Raw genomic sequence first — 16,635 nt, 5'->3', positions numbered from 1 at the left:
AGCACAATCAAGGAGACTTGACATGGCACTTTACAAAACCCGTTTCCGCGATATTGCATTGCGGGAGATCAAGGAACACCTCAAACTGACCAACCGCAAAGCGCAGTTGGACAAGAAGATCGCAGACAAGCTGCAACTGGCGCAGACCGAGCAGGAGGAGCTCGACCGCATCAACAGGGTGCTGAAGGTCATCGACGCGGCCACGGACCCCAAGGAAACCGCCAACCCGCTGTTCGCCGCCTTCCGCTACCTGATGCAGGACGAGGATTGCGCAAATAAGGAAACGCTTGTCGCGCATGATGACGGCAGGCTGAAGTTTGCGAAACTGGCATCCGACAGTTCCAAGACGCCCAAGATGTCTGCGGTGTCATCGCCCAAGGATGAGAACATCGTTCTGGCGGCCCTGACCCTTGGCATCCTGGAACTGGAAGGCACGGAGGCGCCACAGATCATCGCGGCCTCCAGCCCGGTGCCTGCAGGGTTCTGCATTGTCCCGGACCGGTCGGACACGCGCTGGAACAGCGTCTCGCAGGCCTTTTATTCAGCTTTGGGCGAAACCAAGGGCATGGAAGACCTTGCCCGTCTGGTGCTGCCGATCCTTGCAGAGGAGGGTAATGCGGACGGTCGCGGCGGTCGTGACCCCGAGGTGATGGTCCGCGAGTTCGCGGAAATCATGCGCGAACTGGTACGGCGTGGCGTGTCGGCGGATGAAATCCAACTGCGCCGCCGCGTGAACGAGGCGCTGAACCGCTTTCAGCACATTGACGAGGCCGGGCCCTATACCCGCGTCGCCACCCGCGACAACGGCATCAACCCGCCCGACCTCGAAGCACTGGACCGCTACAACCTGGTGCCGGAAAACATCCGGCTGATGGGCGTGATGTTCGTCTCGGCCATGTTCGATGAAATTCGGGCATTCCAATGCCTTGACTACTGTGTCGAGGCCAGCCAGCGCGGTGAGATCGTGCTGGTCGGCAACAACGACGTGGGCCAGTGGCTGTTCAACTACTGGCGTGACGCGCCCAACCGGCTGAGCGATCTGGAGCGGCGCACCTTCCTGTCGCAGACCATCGGTGTACCGGGTGGCGAGCCGGGATATTCGCGGAATGAAAATGCGCAACCGCTGATGCTGCATCTGTGCAGCAATGTCTCGAAGCTGATCACCCAGTACCGCGAGGCGGAAAACGTGTCGTTCATCTTCCAGCAACGCGCCCGCAAGGCCGCGCGCGATCTGGCGGCGAACCTGTCATTGCACGGCTACGGCATGGCCTACTACGCCGCAGGCGAGTTGCAGAAACAGCTGAACTTCGTGATCGATGTGCTGAGCCATCCGGAAATCCGTGCAAACTTCGGGGCGCGAGACATGTGGCAGGTCTGTGACCAGATCAACACGCTGCATCTGCCGGGTGGACCGAAAAACACGCTGAAGTATCAGACCCTTGCGACCTGCGGGACGATCATCACCGCCTGGCTGGCAAACAACGCCCATCACATCATGTCGAGCACGGGCCAGCTGCTGGATATGGGCGAAGTGCGCAACCCGTCGCCTTATCCGCCCGGGCAGAAGGCGATCACGCATCCCAATGATTTCGACTTTGTGAATGCCTGCGAGCTTTACCTGTCGGAATACGCGATCCCGGATACGGAGACCAACCAGTATGCCGCGATGCGTGCCGCGGAAGAGCAACCGTCCCGGCCCATTCAAATGCCCTCTGTTGTGCAGGAGATCGTGGGCGACATTGGCGACCTTGGCATCGGTCTGAGCCGTCACTGAAGCCCAGAGAGGAGACATGTTATGTTTACGCATCCACTGGCCAATCGTGTCAAACACAAGCTGTCGCGATGGGCCGATCATCTGAACACAGCCAATCCGGCGGGGGATCTGGAGCCGCTGCTGGAACGGACCTTTGTGCGGGATGATCCCGCTGCCTACGGGCGCAACATGCTGATGCCCATGGCCCTGCCGGTTGAGCCGTCCTTTGCGGAAGATCAGCCGGACAAAATGCGCATCACGTTGCAGCCGCTGCCGCCTGAAGCACCGGGGATCGACCGGCGCGACACGGTCACGGCTGCGATGCGGTCTTTTGTCAATGGGCTGGCGGGGCGCGAGGCGGTGCGCTGGTTCGATCAGGCCTCAGAACCGCACCGGGGGTTTCATGGCAACGCTGCGCTGAACTATGGGGCCTTCTTTGGCACCGCGCATGATCGCAACGGGCTGCACACCACCAAGGTCTACTATGAGACGCCGGAGGGGCAGGGGGCCATCGACGGGCTACCGCCCAGTCTGGTGCGGGTTGTGATGACGGCGCTGCAGGGCATTCCGGGCCTCAAGCCGCTTTTCACCACCATTGCCGCGCGCCGTGACGCGGGCGAGCAGCGCCTGACTTTCGCCTGCACCACACCGCTGAAGCTATCGGATCTGCAGCCGACGCTGGATGTGCTGGGGTTGGGGCACCGATTGGGCAGTATCATGCAGACGCTGGGTCTGGTTCTGGGGGGCAAGTTCGACCTGCCCGCGCACAGTACGCTCCTGGCTTTTGGCCACGGACCCGCCGGGCCGGATTTCGAAATCTACGTGTTGCTGAGTGCCATTGACGACGTGCCGCCCAGCTTTCTCAGCCTGTTGACGATGGGGCTGGCGGAACGGCCCAGGTCACTGCGGGCGCTGGAACGCTGGATGGGTGCGCTGACCCCGGACGATGACTATTGGCCAGGGCGTTTTTCGATCGTCAGCCTGCGGACCAACCGCGTCAGCCCGCCGCGCGTTAGCCTCTACCTGCGCCCCGCGGAATTCGAACTTCCCACGCCCGAGCAGACAGCCGCCTGACATAAGGAGCGCGTCCCATGTTTAATATTGCCCCACCGGCTCCTGCCGCCGCCCTGCAGAAAGGTAACGCACCGAACATCCATGTGCGCCGCAAAGTGCGCGATCTACTGGAGAAGTCTGAGGCTTTTCAGGCGCTGGATGACAAAGAACGCCAGACCTTTGCGAACAACATGACGAAAGTGGCCGATTTCCTCGCCAGCCCGATGGGCTTTCCCGGCAATACCATTCCCGGTGGGGTGGGCACGACGGCCAGTGCGCTTGAGGACGATCCGCAACCGGTGCAAGAGGCGACCTTTCAGGAACGCATGGATGCGGTGGAAGACGTGGCCGCAGGTCCCTTCCGGGCCGAAGCCGCCCGTGAGGGTGCCGAAGTTGCCGGGCTGCTGCTCGACCAGGTTCGGTTCGATGATTTCGTTGGTGGGCTGATCCAGAATGTTTTCCAGAGTATCGTGCAATCGTCCATGGAACAGATGGAGCAATATCAGGAACTGATCGCTTCTGTCGCGCAAAGCCTTGATTCCTTCATGGATCAGCATGTGTCCGAAAATCAGGGTCGCGACCATATGGTCGACAAGTTCCCCGATCTGTTCGAAATCGGCATGGATGACTGGGGCGGTTTTGACGACGGCCCCGCGCAACCCAAACTCAAGCTGCGCGAGGGGGTTGAGGAAGATGCGGCCCTGCGCAAGGTCAACAATTCGATCAGCTTTGAAAATGGCGAGCTGAAGACGCTCGATCTGAGCGATGAGAATGTCGAGAAGGCGCTGGTGCACAACGCCCGCCTGCAACTGGCCAAGCAGCGCCAGCAGATGATGGCCTCGCTGATCCTGATGGGGATCAACCGGATCGTTGTGACCGATGGTCGGATTTCGGCGAAAATCCTCTATGATTTCCGCGCCGGGGATCGGCAGATTTCACGTCGGTCGGCGACGGCGATGGACGTGGCGCGGGATGCCGATGGCAATGTTCAGACCGTCAGGTCCGGCGAAAGCGAAATGGAAATCGACTCCAGCAGCGAGCGCCGGGGCCGCAGCTATGATGGCGATGGCGGGTCCGAAGGCGGCACACGGAATGCCGAGTTCTATCTCAAGGGCAAGCACAAGTATCAGGACAAGCCGGTGATCACGGCCTCGGCCAGCGCCATGACCGGATCGGAGACGCAGATCCAGACCAAGGTGCAGCTGGCGGGCAATGTCTCCGTCAACTTCAAATCCGACTATCTGCCGCTGGAGAAGATGGCGACGCCGGGCATGATCGCTGCGATCCAGGGCAACTCGTCACCGGTTGATCCGAACGTTCTGCCCTCTGCCAGACAGGTGGCACCGGCCCCAGGCGAGACTGCCAACTCAGGGCAGACCACACCAGGCACCGGGGCACTCCCGGCACCACCATCTTAAAGGGGCCAGGTGATGCAGCCCGCACATCCTCCTGATTGGACAAGCGCCGAAGCGCTGGATGCCGCGCGGCGGCAGACCCGTGCGTTTCTGGAGGCGATGCCCAACTACGAGGCGCTGAGCCAGACCGAGAAACAGGCAATGGCCCGGAACACGGCCAAGGTCCTGTCCTATATGACCGACCCCGATGGCGTGCTGTCCGAGATCGGTGACGGCGATGTAGCACCACCGCCCGACAGATCGCCACCCGCCGCGGCCCTGTCTGACGCGGCGGTCAATGCCACCAAGGAGGCATTGTCTGAGAGCCCCGGTTTTGCCGGGCAGGATTTCGTTGCCGGCGCGGTGGAGCAGGGCGTCGAGCAATACGGCGAACTGATCCAGAAGGTGGATTTCCCCAAATTCGTCGGCGGGCTAATCACAAATGTCTTTCAGGCGATGGTCGAGGCCAGTATCGAGCAGATGCGTGCCTATGGCGAATTGATCGCGAATGTCAGCAAGACCGTCGATCAGTTTATGGCGGACAACATCGGTCAGTCCGCAGGGCGTGACTATCTGGCCGAAAAATACCCCGGCGAACTGGGGGTTGGCTTCTTCTCCAGCGCTGACAGCTTCGCCGAAGGCGACGGGGAAGTCGGTGCAGAGACCCAAGCCCGGCTGGAAGCGCGCGGCGAGGACCCGGAGGTTTCACTTGCCCGCATCAGCAAGGAGATGAACGTCAACCCGCCGATATCGGACATATCGGACGCTGATGCGGAACTGCGGCTGGTGACCGCTGCCCGGTTGGAGATGGCCCAATCCCGCCAGCAACTGCTAAGCTCGATGGTCATGCTGGGCATCAACCGCATTGTCGTGACCGACGGGTCGATCCGCGCAAAAGTCATCTTTGACATGCGCGCCCATGACACTGCCGGGCGGCAATACACCGCATCGATGCACGACAAGAAAACCGATGCCTCTTCGTTCAGTGCGCGCGCGGGCTATGGGTCGTGGTATTCGCCGGTTTCTGGTTCCATTGGCACCTCGACCAGCAGTGAACATGTGGCGACCGTCGGCTCTGCCGTGGACGAGACCTCAGAATCCAAGGCCGAGGTCAAATCGCGGCTGTCGGGCGAGGTGCGGGTCAACTTCAAATCCGACTACCTGCCGCTTGAAAAAATGGCGACGCCGGGCATGATTTCTACAATCCAGGGCAATTCCAGCCCGTTCAATCCCAATGCAGACCCAGCCGAGGGAGGCGCGTGATGATACATCAACCGCTCTTTGCTTATGCTCATGCGACCCAGCCGCCGCCCGCGCCCGAAGAGGTGCTCGACCAGCTGCTGGAAGATGGCAGTCGCCACGCCGCCGCAGCACAGGCTTCCGTCTTCGCGGTTGGTCTGGATATGCTCGGCGATATCGAACTGCCCCCCAGTGCTGCAACCCAGGTTGACCGGGCGCAGATGCGAGCGCTCGGGGCGCTCTATCTGGCGGCTGATCTGGAGCCTGCGGGCATCATCTCTTCGGCGGAAACGCTGTCGTCTCTCGCCTCCTCCGGGGCGCTTGGGATTGATCTTGGCCCTGTGGCGGGACCCCTGCACGCCTTCTGGCGCAAGCGTCACCAGCGGCCTGATCCGTCCGAGCGCAGCGCCTTCTATGCCCGCCTCTTTGGGGTCTCTTACGGTCCGATCCCGGCGGATGGTGTGGCGAACATGGCGTTCGAGGCGCGGATGCTGGAGCTCTGCGAGGCAATCTACCGGCTGGACGAACAACAGGCGCGCTATTCGAACGATGCGCCCTCTGCCAATACGGCACGTATCCGATCCGCGGCACGCGGCATGTTGGGCAACCTGTCCCGTGCGGGCGGCGGCATTACGCCGTTTCTGGCAACCGAGCTGATGGCGGCGCTCAAAGAAGCGCTCGCGATCCTCAAACACCCGCATCTGCGCGGTCTCTTTGCGGCACGGGACGTCTGGGACGTAATCGCAGGCATCCGCAGGCGCGCGCGGATGACAGGGGGCGATCCGCGCATGTTCGTGGATCGGGGTCGTGCGGGCATGACAATTATTGTCTGGCTGGCCGATGCTGCAGAAAGGTTGCGGCAATATGGTCAACCGATTGTCGGGCGCGGTGATCCGGTGATCCCGGCTGCCGTGGAGTGGTTGCAGGCCTCGCTGACCATCAGCGAGTTGCATGCGCGGACCCAGGCACCTGCACCGCCACCGCCTGGACAAGGGGGGCTCTGGGGTCAGGGGAACACCCCACCGGCGTCGGATTGGGCCGACCTGGGGGTGTGACGCCATGAGTGCGGTCGCCGCCATCCACGCAGCGCCGAACCGGCCCCGCAATGATGTGCGCCACGGTGTCCGCGCTCTGCTGACTGCCGCCGAAGGGTTTGATACGCTCGATCCCCAGACCCGCCAGGATGTGGCCAAATCGCTTGTGCGTATTTCCTCAACGGCACTGACACTGGCCGAGGAGGCGGGATCCGATCCGCCCTCGCCGCTGCCCCGCAAACGCCGCGCGCCGCTGGCAGAGGGGCAATCTGCCGGGCGCGCCTATTCCGGCACCGCTATCGACCAGATCGCGCCCCAGACAGAGCGCATTCTGAACGCGGTATCCTTCCCGCGTTTCGTCGGTGAGCTGATCACCGGTGTTTTCAAGGCTATGAATGAATCGAACGAACAGCAGTTGGAAAGCTATGTGGAGCTGATCCGCAACGTTGCTGCGAGTACAGATGGTTTTGCCGACGCGAATATCGGAGATATGGGCGCGCGCCAGTGGCTGATGGAACGGTTCCCCGGCACGTTTCGCATTGAGGGCGACAGCGATGAAGGGTTTGACAACCCCGAGGAGATGAGCGCTGACGAACGGGCCGAATGGATGGCCGAGCGGGCGGAGAACCAGCGGCTTGAACTCAGCCCCGGTGCAGAGATGCCGTCCGAGGACGCGTTGCGCACGGCCTTGGGCGCGCCGCGCGGGTCATCGCTGCCGTCGGGCAACCCAGAGGCACTGATCGGTCCGGTGCGGGCGCTTCTGGCACGTAACAAACAGCAGATGCTGGCGACCATGGTAATGATGGGTATGCAGCGCATTGTGATCGATTCCGGGCGCCTCAACGCCTCGATGCGGTTCCATATCGACGCCTCCAGTGCCGCCTCTGATGACCGCGGCTCCCGCTTTGATGTCCGCAACGAATTGCAGGCGGGTGTAAAGGCGCAGTTCGGGCCGTGGGGCGCGTCCGCGAAGATGAAAAACACCATCGGCTATGTCTCGACCGAGCGCACGCAGACCGAAGAGGAGGTCAATGCGGACCTCGAGCTCGACAGCGCGGTCGAGCTGATTTTCCGCACCGACTACGTACCACTAGAGCGGTTGGCGGGCACCGGCGACGTGAACCGCATTCGCGTGAACGCGCTGAATCCCACCGAAGAGCGCCGTTTTGCCGAGGAACGCAGAACGGCCCGAGAAACGCGGCGCACCAGCCAACGCAACCAACGCAGCCAGAACCTCAACCAGGGGCTGCAACCGACACAATTCACGCAAGGAGATGAAGAGCTGGAGGTGCCGGACCCGACCGGAACTGAAGAAGAAGCAGCAAACGAAGAAGCCGCCAACGTCGAAGAGAGCAGCGGTGAGCAGGTAGATGAAGGCGGCGGGGGCGAAGAATCTTCCAGCGAGGGCGAGGGTGGCGGCGACGCTGAGCCCACGGAGGAGGGCACCACTGAGGAAGGTGGTGAGACTGCCGAGGAAGCCGCGTGACTTGCCCCTCGACCCAAACGAATTGCCGTCCTAGACTGGAGCGGTCCGCAAGAGGACGATCATGATGCAACCAGACCTTCGCCTTGTTCCCAAACCAGCGCTCCATGTCAGTGCGCGGTTGTGCGGCATGGTCGGATTGCTGCGCATGAACAACGACGAGTTGACCCGCCATGTCGCTGACATGGCTACGCGCAATCCGCTGCTCGACCTTGCGCCGGGCAGGCAGGGCGGGCGTGATGCACATGAAGCGCCGGTTGTTGCCGCCGAGGCCAGTCTCTATGCACATGTCCTGAACCAGATCAGCGTGGCATTCGATGACCCGTTGCAGATGCGCATTGCGCAGGCCTTTGTTGAGGCGCTTGAACCCAGCGGCTGGTTGGGCCAGCCGGTGGCATCCATTGCTGAACATGCGGACGTGACCGTGCCGCAGGCGGAGGCCGTTCTGGCGCGTCTACAAGACTTTGAACCAACCGGGTTGTTCGCCCGTGATCTTGCGGATTGTCTGCGCCTGCAACTGATCGAGCGGGGGGATTGGGATGACGCGGCTGCGATTGTTGTCGCGCATTTGGGCATCATGCTCGAGGGTGGGGCCGACGCCTTGGCCGATGCCACGGATCTCGCGCCGGGCGTCGTTGCCGAAACGCTGGCCTCTATCCGAGCGTGTGATCCCAAACCCGGCGCTGCGTTTCAACACGAAGATCCCAGCTTGGACCGGCGCCCGGATATCATCGTGCGCAAGGAGGCGGGCGGCTGGCAGATCGAGTTGGATCGGTCGACAATGCCGAGTGTCAATCTGGCAAATACCGGCAATGCAGTTGACCCGAAGCTCGCCAAGCTGCGCCGTGATGCACGTTGGCTGGTCAACGCGGTGCGCCTGCGCAATCAGATGACGCTCGATGTGGCGCGGGTCGTGATCGGTCACCAGGTGGGATTTCTTGAACGCGGCGTGCGTGGGTTGAAACCGCTGCGACGCTGCGACGTGGCTGATCGACTGGGAGTGCATGAAAGCACAGTGGGCCGGGTTGCCACGGGATTGCTGGTGCAGACGCCTATCCAGATGCTTGAACTGACACGGTTCTTTTCCCGTGCGCTTGGGCGTAAACGTGGGCCGACGGCATCGCGCCGCAAGCTGAAGACGCTATTGCGCGATTTGATTGCCACTGAAGATCCAGACAACCCTCTGACCGATCAAATGCTGGCTAAAACACTTTCCGAAGGCGCGGCCATGGTGTCACGCAGGACTGTGGCAAAGTATCGGCAGGCTCTTGGCATTCCAGGATCACCAATGCGCGTACATATTGGCGCAAGTTCAATCTGATACCAATACGCTCAGGCGATGACTAGTCCAGCAGCCTGAAAAGCTGATCCTGAAGCTCGCGGTTTGACACCGGTTTGGTCAACAGAGGTACGTCTTTGAGCGTGTCGGGGAGGGCGGCACTCTTCCCATAACCCGTTACAAAAAAGAACGGCAATCTCATTTCATGCAGTTTCATTGCAACGCCGATGCTGTCCTTGTCCTTGCCAAGGTTGACGTCCAGAATTGCCAGCGCGACGTCTTCCATGTCCAGAAAGTTGAGTGCATCCGCTGAATTTGCAAAAATTTCTACTTCAGCAAAACCGAACTCTCGCATTTGATCGCTCATTTCTTTTGCGATGAGGTAGTTGTCTTCCAGCAGCAGAACGGTGCCGGACAATGCCTCGCCGGAAAAGCTTTCTGCGTCCGCGACATCGGAATCAGCAGCGTTTTCGGTGTCGGGTGAGGCCGCAGTATCGTCGAAATGCTGATCAGGCAGGGTGAATACCGCTTTTACACCACCCGGTTCAAACATTAGCTGAGTTGTCCCGCCAAGCTCATGAGGCACGGCATGCTCAATCATTGCTGTACCAAAACCCGTTTCGGCGGGTTTGCTTGCCGGTGGCCCACCGCGTTCCTGCCAGGTGACCTGCATCGCGCCGGGCAGACGCTCCAGGGTAATGCTCACCTCTCCCTTCTGGGTGCTCAGCGCGCCGTGTTTGACAGCATTGGTCGCCAGCTCATGCACGACCAGCGAGAATATCGGAGCGATCTGGACCAGTAGGTTTCGGTCGGGTCCTTCGAGGTGAAGTCGGGCGCCTGCAGTTTCCTTGTACGGATCGAATTCCCGTTTGATCAGGCTTTTGATCGATACCGGGCCCGTCAGCGAGCGCGCGTTCAACTCGTGCGATGCGGCAAGGGCGCGGATGCGGCTTTCGATTGCGTCGGCGTAGCCATCGATCGAGTTGTATCGCCTGCGCGACTGACGCGAGATGGAGCGTACCAGCGCGAGGATGTTGCGCACCCGGTGGTTCAGCTCGTCGATCATCAAGGATTGTTGTTTGTTCATCGTGTTCATCAGGGTCTGGCGTTCAGACGCATGCAACAGCGTTCGAACATGCCCGATGAAGTACTTGTCGTCTTCTGACCAGGCTTTGCTGCGGCCTCCGACGTTTTCGATATAGACGGAAAACGATCCACGGGGGGACAGACGAAGCTTTCCGTCAATCTCGGTGATGGGTTTGTCCGGCTTGCCCGCCCAAGCTACCTCCTGTGCGACTTCCCGGCGAAAGATGCAGATCGCGCTGTCTGGCAGAATGCTGGCGATCAGTGCGCCGGCACAGCCATTCGTCGCTTCCCCCAGGTCGGGAAAAGCATCACCCAGGTTATCAATTGCAATCACGGTCCCGGTTTGCTCACCTGCGTGGCGCTGAAGCCGCCGTAGCAACTCCGGTTGGGGTGATACGCCGAAAGAATAATCTGTGCCGCCGCTGATGGCTGCGATCCCGTCAGCACCGATCACCTCCATCACCAGTGGGGCAATCTCGGGCAGCAGTTTTTCCATGCGGAAATCCTGTGTGTGGTTGCTTACGATGCTCTCTTCGAGCCTTCTGATGCGACCAAGCGTTTCATCGTTCCGAATGGCCAGAAGCTTTGCCGAAAACACTGGCACAAAGCTCTTCAACACCTCGCGGAGCATTGCCGGGGGCACTTTTCGGCTGCGGTTATGCAGTGAAATGATGCCCCACAGGCGATCCTCAACAACAACGTTCAGGGTCATTGTCGCCTGACTGCCGAGGTTGGCTAAATACTCCATGTGAACGGGCGACACGCCGCGGCAGGCCGCGAGAGTGATGTCCAGTGGAGGCAAATCCTCGTGGGCAGCAACCAGAGGAATCGGCACCTGTTCAACGTCTTCAATGACCCTGACGGGCACTTTTTTCATTATCGCCCGCGCCTGCTCGGGAATATCCCAATGCGGAAAGCGCAACCCCTGAAAGGTCGGCATAGAGGGCCTGCACGTCTCGGTAATAACCTCACCGTTAAACTCATGGTCGAATTGGTAGATCATGACACGATCGTACCCTGTGAAATGCCGCATGAGATCGACGGTCAGCTGCAATAGTTCCTGTCTTTCCTCGCATCCGTGAATCTGCGTCATGAGGAAGTTCATGGACCGGAAAGCTTCGGCTCCACTCAGAATGTCGGTGCGCGCCTGTTCGAACTCCACAACGTGAAATCCGCCGCTTTCAAAAGCGCTGATGGCGCATTGCGTGCCGTTCAGTTCGTGGTTGAAAACCGAAAGATTTTCTCTCGAAAACTCGGTCCGTGAGGCGGCGTTTTGCAAATCGTGCCAGATTTCAGAGCCCAAAACCTCTCTGGCCGACGTACCGAGCAGGTCGCGCAGAGGCATCCCCAGTGCATCAGAGCAGTTTTCGCTCGCATAGCAAATCAGACTGCTTTTGGGATCATAGGCGAGAAGATGTCCGAAGGGTTGTACAATACCGGGAATGTGCACGGGCTCTGTGGCACAGTTATCGAGTGCTTGCTGCAATTCCGCATCAGTCAAACGCCGATCCATTTGTTTTCCCTGCTTGGCTGACGCGTTGCGTGTACATACACAAATCTCCCATAAGTTACGGGCGGTTATGTCTCGAACGGTCCAATATTGCTCTTCCCACTTGTTCTAACGTAGTGCATAAATACACGCTAGGGGCGAAAAATCAGCCAGCCAATGGAGGGAAAATTGGCACGAATTCTTCTGATGGAAGATGATCTGGCGCTAAGCTATCAGTTGTCGCAGAACTTGAAAGAGGCAGGTCACCATGTTCAGACCTGCAGTACGGCCTCCGCCGCACAGGAGGAGCTTTGGCGCGCAGAGTTCGACCTTCTGATTACCGACGTCATTGTGAAGGTGGATGGTCGATCTGTGCCCGACGGTGGTATTGGGTTGATTTCTTGGGTTCGGCGGACAGAGAAATGTCGCACCATTCCAATCATTGCGATTACTGGTACCGCCAAGTTTCCCGGTATGGAACACATCCTGTCGACCACCCGTCAGGTTGGCGCAGATGTCGGTATCGAGAAGCCGATTAACGTTGACCATATCCTTGAAGAAATTGACTTTCTAACATCCTGATGATGGGAAGTGCGAGGCACTTGGCTGTGTCTGCTTACGACCAACTCACGGGTGATTGCTGATTTGTATGCCTCATTTTTTATGTCTCGCAGATACGATCCATTTAGACCTTTTTGATTTTCACGGATAATCTTGGGTAGAAAGACACCAACAACGCGTTCCGGAAAGGAATGGGCATGAAGACATTTGGAAGGCGCGCCCTTTTGCTGGGAACCGGCGCTGCGGTAGGTGCTTTGGCCACCCGTTACCTGCACCCGAACCTGACGCCGATCACCGATACACTCTTGACCGACATGCCGCCCTCGGACCTGATGTTGAACGACGCCAGTGAGTTGAGCGCGACACCGGTTTACCGTCACATCACGATGACAGAAGACCCGACCAACGCCCTGGTTGACCGTCTGCGCGCTGAAATGGCCGAGGCCAAAAGCGGGGGCCGAGCGATCAATATTGGTGCCGCGCGGCATTCCATGGGCGGGCAGGCCATTCCAACGGGCGGTCACGCAGTTACATTCGACAACGGAATGGTCGACCTCGACAGCGCGGCAAAAACCTATCGCGTCCATGCCGGGGCGCGCTGGTCGCAGGTGATCGCAGCGCTCGACCCTATGGGGTTTTCGCCGCAGGTGATGCAGTCCAACCATGATTTTGGCGTAGCGGCAACCTTTTGCGTGAATGCCCATGGATGGGCAGTGCCTTTTGGCCCGATGGGGGCTACTGTGCGGAGCATTGATCTGCTGCTGCCGGACGGTGATCTGGTGCGCTGCTCCCGGCAGGAAAACCCGGAGCTTTTTGCCATGAGCATGGGAGGCTATGGGCTCACGGGTGCCATCGTTGCGATGGAGGTGGCGGCGGAACCGAACCTCAGGCTTGAACCGTCGTTTGAACGCATGCCCGCAGAGACATTTGGCGAGGTCTTCGCTCAGGTGGTCAACGATCCGCAGGTGAATATGGCCTATGGCAGGTTGAACGTGGATCACGGCACCTTTTTCGAAGAGGCATTTCTGGTCACCTATCGCCCGTCCGCAGATCAATCCGATCTGCCTGCGGCTGCAGGGTCCGGCGCCGTTTCTCGTCTGGCCAGCCGTGTCTATCGCGCGCAATTGGGCAGTGAACCGGGCAAGGCTCTGCGATGGGCCTTTGAGACAAAACTCGGACCCATGGTTGGTGGCGGGCCGACCACGCGCAATTCTCTGATCAATGAACCCGTAGTTACGCTGGATGACCGCAATCCCCATCGGGTCGATATTCTGCATGAATACTTCGTGGCACCGGAACGGTTCCCCGAGTTCCTGCAGGTCTGTCGTGACATCATTCCAGCTTCCTACCAGGAGTTTCTCAATGTCACGTTGCGCTTCGTGGATCGCGATCCCGAAAGCTGGCTCAGTTACGCGACCGTGCCCCGCATTGCGGCGGTGATGTCCTTCAGTCAGGAGAAAACCGCCCGCGGGGAAGCCGACATGCAGCGGATGACCCGGGCCCTTGTCGGGGCCATCACCGAAATCGGCGGCAGTTACTATTTGCCCTACCGTCCGCATCCGACCCTGGCGCAATTTCAAAACGCCTACCCGCGTGCCGTTGAGTTTGCTGCGGCAAAACGCGTGCTGGATCCGAGCGGGCTTTATCGCAGCGCGTTCTGGGACACTTATCTGGAGCCGCTATGAGCATCCTGCAAAAGATCTGCCTTGTCTATGTCGTCGTGCTGCTGGCCGCGGCCTCGCTCAACTACATCCCCGGGCTGACGGATGCGGAGGGACTGGCCTTTGGTATCTTTGCGCTCGATATCTTCGATGACGCCCTGCATGTCGCCTCGGCGCTCTGGGCGCTTTTTGCAGCGCTCTGGTCCAAGCAATCCGCCAGGTTCTTTCTCATCGTGTTCGGCGCGCTTTATCTGGGCGATGGTGTCTTCGGTTTCTTCACCGGCTATGGTTATCTTGATCTGGGCATCTTCACCAATGTTTCTGCTGGACTGTCATTCACCTTCCTGCGGCTTGCAGCGAACGTGCCGCACCTGCTGTTGGGTGCAGTCGCGCTTTGGGCCGGTCTGAAACTGGATCGCGCGTGATCTCCCTGTTGTGGCGCGTCATTCGAGGCGCGATCCTTCTTTTGCTGCTGCTTGTCGTTATGCTGCTGATTCCAGTTGCCCATAACGAGATTGCCTGCCGTGGCGAAAGCACTTCCAATGACTACGCGGCGATCCTGCCATCAGAGCATCACCGTCCGGAGAGCCGCACTTATCTGACCTATCCTGAATGGCATATCGTGCATGCCTATGACGACTATGCGCAGGTCATCGCAACCGGTGATCCGCATGATTTTGGGTTTCTGCAGGGTATTCACGGGTTCTGGGCCTCGCTATGCGACCTGTCGAAAACATCAGGCCAGCACGGTGGATTTCCCTGGGAGACCAAGCAAATGGTCTATGTGATCGGCATCAGTTTCACCGTCGAATTGGTGTTCAAGGCCGCCTATGAGGAAACCGTCGGGCGTGCCGTGGTCTGGTTTCGTGGGCCGACACGCGCTCCGCTGGACGATCTTTCCGCAAGCCAGGCGCGCGGATATGCGACCTTTCTGCAGCAGGTGCCTTGGTACCGGTGGGATTTTCTCTCTGATGCCGCGGCCTTGGAGGCCGCCGCCGCGACAGGTTTGCGGGACCGCGAACGGCAAATAGCCCTTGGTCTGGAGTATCGGACGAAGGCGGCCTATGCGGGGGTTATCAGCGCAGCAGTCGAGAATATCGGCCCCGATGCGTTAACCTTGCGTATGATTGTGACAGGGTATTCTGGCCCTGCGCAGGAAGGTGTCACCGTGGTTGCGCAACGCGATGAAGGCACGGAACTTGAAACGCTGCGGTACCGCGCGCTGACTGAACTGATGCTGAGCATGGCGCAGGACGGTACGGATTTTGTGGAGATTGCAGGAAATGATGACATCATGCTGACGGTTCTTGCCGATACTGCCCAATTTGAAGGTGCCCGCAGTTCCATGCGCCGGCAGGGGTACGGCGACTATCGGCATCTGGTCGGGCTCAAGGTGCGTGATCTTGGGGATCGGCTTCGTGCATTTCTGGCAGCCGGTGTGACCGTGGAGCACATCCATGACTATTAAATGGCTGATGGGATTGGGTGTTCTGGGTACCGGTTGGCTTGTGCTTCTGGCCTCGGTGATGCTGCTGTCGAGCGACGCGCCTGCGGCGCTGGTTCCGTTTGCGACAGCAGATTTTATCGATGCGTTGCCGGACCATATTTCGATTACAGACACCACGGCGCTTGGCACGGTGCTTGTGAGCGACGATGCGGATTTTGTCGCGCAGCTCTACCGGGCGGGGGCCGTGGTCGTGCTGCCCGCGGGGCTGATAGGCTGTGCCCCGCTGACCTGATCCAGAAGAGCAGCTCGAGACGCGCAAAACACCCCCATTGTGGCGGCCTCCGAAACACCAACCCAGAAGGTCACTCTACGTATCAGCCTTTTGCGCTGACAGCGCCGCGCGCACCTCTTTGCGGAAGGCTCGTCCGACAGGCACGGCCTCCCCGTTCTTCAGGAACAGTTTTCCGGCACCACCGGAATGGGTCAATCGGTCCATCTGATCCTGCGCAACCCACCAGGATCGGTGCACGCGCAGGCCATATCCTCTCAAGGCGGCATCAGCTTCTGACAGGGAACCCCGGATCAGGGTTTCGCCCAAGCGCGTACGGGCCAGAACATAGTGATCCTGTGCCTGCAGCCACAAAATCTCTCGGCCAACTTCCGCTGGCAGTTTGTTCAGCCAGTTCTGTCCCGCATCGGTCACTTTGGTCTTGTGACGCGCCGCAGTCCCAAAGCCCTCGTAAATCAAACCGACGATCACAGCGACGAATGATGCGTAAGGCGTGAGCATCCGGACTGACGACAAAAAAGGTTCGGCAAAAAACGCTACATCCAGCGCCGCGACAAACAGGGCGATTGGAACGCCCGCAATCATGCCGCCCAAGACGACTGACACGCGCGGGGACAGGTCCCAATCCTCTGCGTGGCTGGCACAAGTCATCGATGTCAAAAACCCCAGCCAGAAACTCCCCAGGCTGACCATGGTCCAATAAACGAGGCGTACGCCCAGAACCAAACTGTCGAACGTGCCAAAGGGTCCGGTGGCAAAGACCAGTGCCGTTATCGCCAGAAAGATAAGCCAAAACCGCGAACTGGCCGCAAGCACGCGCGCTTCGGCCAGCGCAAAGGCAAATGGGGTGTCGTTCACGAATAACTA

At 59.7% G+C, this 16,635-nt stretch carries 14 protein-coding genes; 12 read left to right on the top strand and 2 right to left on the bottom strand.

What is annotated here, in order from left to right; all coding sequences use genetic code 11:
• The first annotated feature begins 22 nt into the window (after positions 1 to 22).
• The 7 genes from Q1A52_RS02630 to rpoN all read left to right on the top strand — a co-directional run bounded on the left by Q1A52_RS02630 (position 23) and on the right by rpoN (position 9,277).
• Positions 23 to 1,774: a hypothetical protein gene (locus Q1A52_RS02630; protein WP_300010450.1), complete on the top strand. Its 1,752-nt coding sequence runs from the start codon at positions 23 to 25 to the stop codon at positions 1,772 to 1,774.
• A 21-nt stretch (positions 1,775 to 1,795) separates the two neighbouring features.
• Entirely contained in the window at positions 1,796 to 2,827 is a 1,032-nt protein-coding gene (locus Q1A52_RS02625; protein WP_300010447.1) for a hypothetical protein, read from the top strand.
• A gap of 17 nt (positions 2,828 to 2,844) precedes the next feature.
• Complete coding sequence (locus tag Q1A52_RS02620; RefSeq protein ID WP_300010444.1) at positions 2,845 to 4,224, top strand: hypothetical protein; 1,380 nt, start codon at positions 2,845 to 2,847, stop codon at positions 4,222 to 4,224.
• A gap of 12 nt (positions 4,225 to 4,236) precedes the next feature.
• Positions 4,237 to 5,463 carry a hypothetical protein gene (locus Q1A52_RS02615; RefSeq protein WP_300010442.1) on the top strand — a complete coding sequence of 409 codons (1,227 nt, stop codon included), beginning with the start codon at positions 4,237 to 4,239 and terminating at the stop codon, positions 5,461 to 5,463.
• On the top strand, positions 5,463 to 6,494 hold the full coding sequence (locus Q1A52_RS02610; protein WP_300010439.1) for a hypothetical protein: 1,032 nt from the start codon (positions 5,463 to 5,465) through the stop codon (positions 6,492 to 6,494). The genes Q1A52_RS02615 and Q1A52_RS02610 overlap by 1 nt, the downstream gene beginning before the upstream one ends.
• A 4-nt stretch (positions 6,495 to 6,498) precedes the next feature.
• Positions 6,499 to 7,959 carry a hypothetical protein gene (locus tag Q1A52_RS02605; protein ID WP_300010436.1) on the top strand — a complete coding sequence of 487 codons (1,461 nt, stop codon included), beginning with the start codon at positions 6,499 to 6,501 and terminating at the stop codon, positions 7,957 to 7,959.
• A gap of 64 nt (positions 7,960 to 8,023) precedes the next feature.
• Entirely contained in the window at positions 8,024 to 9,277 is a 1,254-nt protein-coding gene (rpoN, locus tag Q1A52_RS02600; protein ID WP_300010432.1) for an RNA polymerase factor sigma-54, read from the top strand.
• A 22-nt stretch (positions 9,278 to 9,299) separates the two neighbouring features.
• Here rpoN and Q1A52_RS02595 read toward each other — a convergent pair whose 3' ends face one another.
• Positions 9,300 to 11,834 carry an HWE histidine kinase domain-containing protein gene (locus Q1A52_RS02595; protein ID WP_300010429.1) on the bottom strand — a complete coding sequence of 845 codons (2,535 nt, stop codon included), beginning with the start codon at positions 11,832 to 11,834 and terminating at the stop codon, positions 9,300 to 9,302.
• A 183-nt stretch (positions 11,835 to 12,017) separates the two neighbouring features.
• On the opposite strand from Q1A52_RS02595, the gene Q1A52_RS02590 reads away from it, so the two are divergent.
• The 5 genes from Q1A52_RS02590 (at position 12,018) to Q1A52_RS02570 (ending at position 15,771) form a co-directional block, all read left to right on the top strand.
• Positions 12,018 to 12,392, top strand: a complete 375-nt coding sequence (locus tag Q1A52_RS02590; protein WP_300010426.1) for a response regulator — start codon at positions 12,018 to 12,020, stop codon at positions 12,390 to 12,392.
• Positions 12,393 to 12,568: 176 nt separating this feature from the next.
• Entirely contained in the window at positions 12,569 to 14,056 is a 1,488-nt protein-coding gene (locus Q1A52_RS02585) for an FAD-dependent oxidoreductase (protein ID WP_300010423.1), read from the top strand.
• On the top strand, positions 14,053 to 14,457 hold the full coding sequence (locus tag Q1A52_RS02580) for a hypothetical protein (RefSeq protein WP_300010420.1): 405 nt from the start codon (positions 14,053 to 14,055) through the stop codon (positions 14,455 to 14,457). Before Q1A52_RS02585 ends, Q1A52_RS02580 begins: the two co-directional genes overlap by 4 nt.
• Entirely contained in the window at positions 14,454 to 15,500 is a 1,047-nt protein-coding gene (locus Q1A52_RS02575) for a hypothetical protein (RefSeq protein ID WP_367277981.1), read from the top strand. Before Q1A52_RS02580 ends, Q1A52_RS02575 begins: the two co-directional genes overlap by 4 nt.
• A complete protein-coding gene (locus Q1A52_RS02570; protein ID WP_300010417.1) occupies positions 15,490 to 15,771 on the top strand; it encodes a hypothetical protein in 282 nt (93 codons plus the stop codon). Before Q1A52_RS02575 ends, Q1A52_RS02570 begins: the two co-directional genes overlap by 11 nt.
• Before the next feature lie 75 nt (positions 15,772 to 15,846).
• Here Q1A52_RS02570 and Q1A52_RS02565 read toward each other — a convergent pair whose 3' ends face one another.
• Positions 15,847 to 16,626: a LytTR family DNA-binding domain-containing protein gene (locus Q1A52_RS02565; protein ID WP_300010414.1), complete on the bottom strand. Its 780-nt coding sequence runs from the start codon at positions 16,624 to 16,626 to the stop codon at positions 15,847 to 15,849.
• Positions 16,627 to 16,635: the final 9 nt, after the last annotated feature.

Source organism: uncultured Roseobacter sp. (genome assembly GCF_947488185.1).
GTDB lineage: Bacteria > Pseudomonadota > Alphaproteobacteria > Rhodobacterales > Rhodobacteraceae > Roseobacter.
This window is presented reverse-complemented; position numbering and strand designations above follow the sequence as displayed.

Excerpts from the sequence above, each read along its gene's own strand:
- Q1A52_RS02630 (WP_300010450.1), top strand. The coding sequence starts at position 23 with ATGGCACTTTACAAAACCCGTTTCCGCGATATTGCATTGCGGGAGATC.
- Q1A52_RS02625 (WP_300010447.1), top strand. The coding sequence starts at position 1,796 with ATGTTTACGCATCCACTGGCCAATCGTGTCAAACACAAGCTGTCGCGA.
- Q1A52_RS02620 (WP_300010444.1), top strand. The coding sequence starts at position 2,845 with ATGTTTAATATTGCCCCACCGGCTCCTGCCGCCGCCCTGCAGAAAGGT.
- Q1A52_RS02615 (WP_300010442.1), top strand. The coding sequence starts at position 4,237 with ATGCAGCCCGCACATCCTCCTGATTGGACAAGCGCCGAAGCGCTGGAT.
- Q1A52_RS02610 (WP_300010439.1), top strand. The coding sequence starts at position 5,463 with ATGATACATCAACCGCTCTTTGCTTATGCTCATGCGACCCAGCCGCCG.
- Q1A52_RS02605 (WP_300010436.1), top strand. The coding sequence starts at position 6,499 with ATGAGTGCGGTCGCCGCCATCCACGCAGCGCCGAACCGGCCCCGCAAT.
- rpoN (WP_300010432.1), top strand. The coding sequence starts at position 8,024 with ATGCAACCAGACCTTCGCCTTGTTCCCAAACCAGCGCTCCATGTCAGT.
- Q1A52_RS02595 (WP_300010429.1), bottom strand. The coding sequence starts at position 11,834 with ATGGATCGGCGTTTGACTGATGCGGAATTGCAGCAAGCACTCGATAAC.
- Q1A52_RS02590 (WP_300010426.1), top strand. The coding sequence starts at position 12,018 with ATGGAAGATGATCTGGCGCTAAGCTATCAGTTGTCGCAGAACTTGAAA.
- Q1A52_RS02585 (WP_300010423.1), top strand. The coding sequence starts at position 12,569 with ATGAAGACATTTGGAAGGCGCGCCCTTTTGCTGGGAACCGGCGCTGCG.
- Q1A52_RS02580 (WP_300010420.1), top strand. The coding sequence starts at position 14,053 with ATGAGCATCCTGCAAAAGATCTGCCTTGTCTATGTCGTCGTGCTGCTG.
- Q1A52_RS02570 (WP_300010417.1), top strand. The coding sequence starts at position 15,490 with ATGACTATTAAATGGCTGATGGGATTGGGTGTTCTGGGTACCGGTTGG.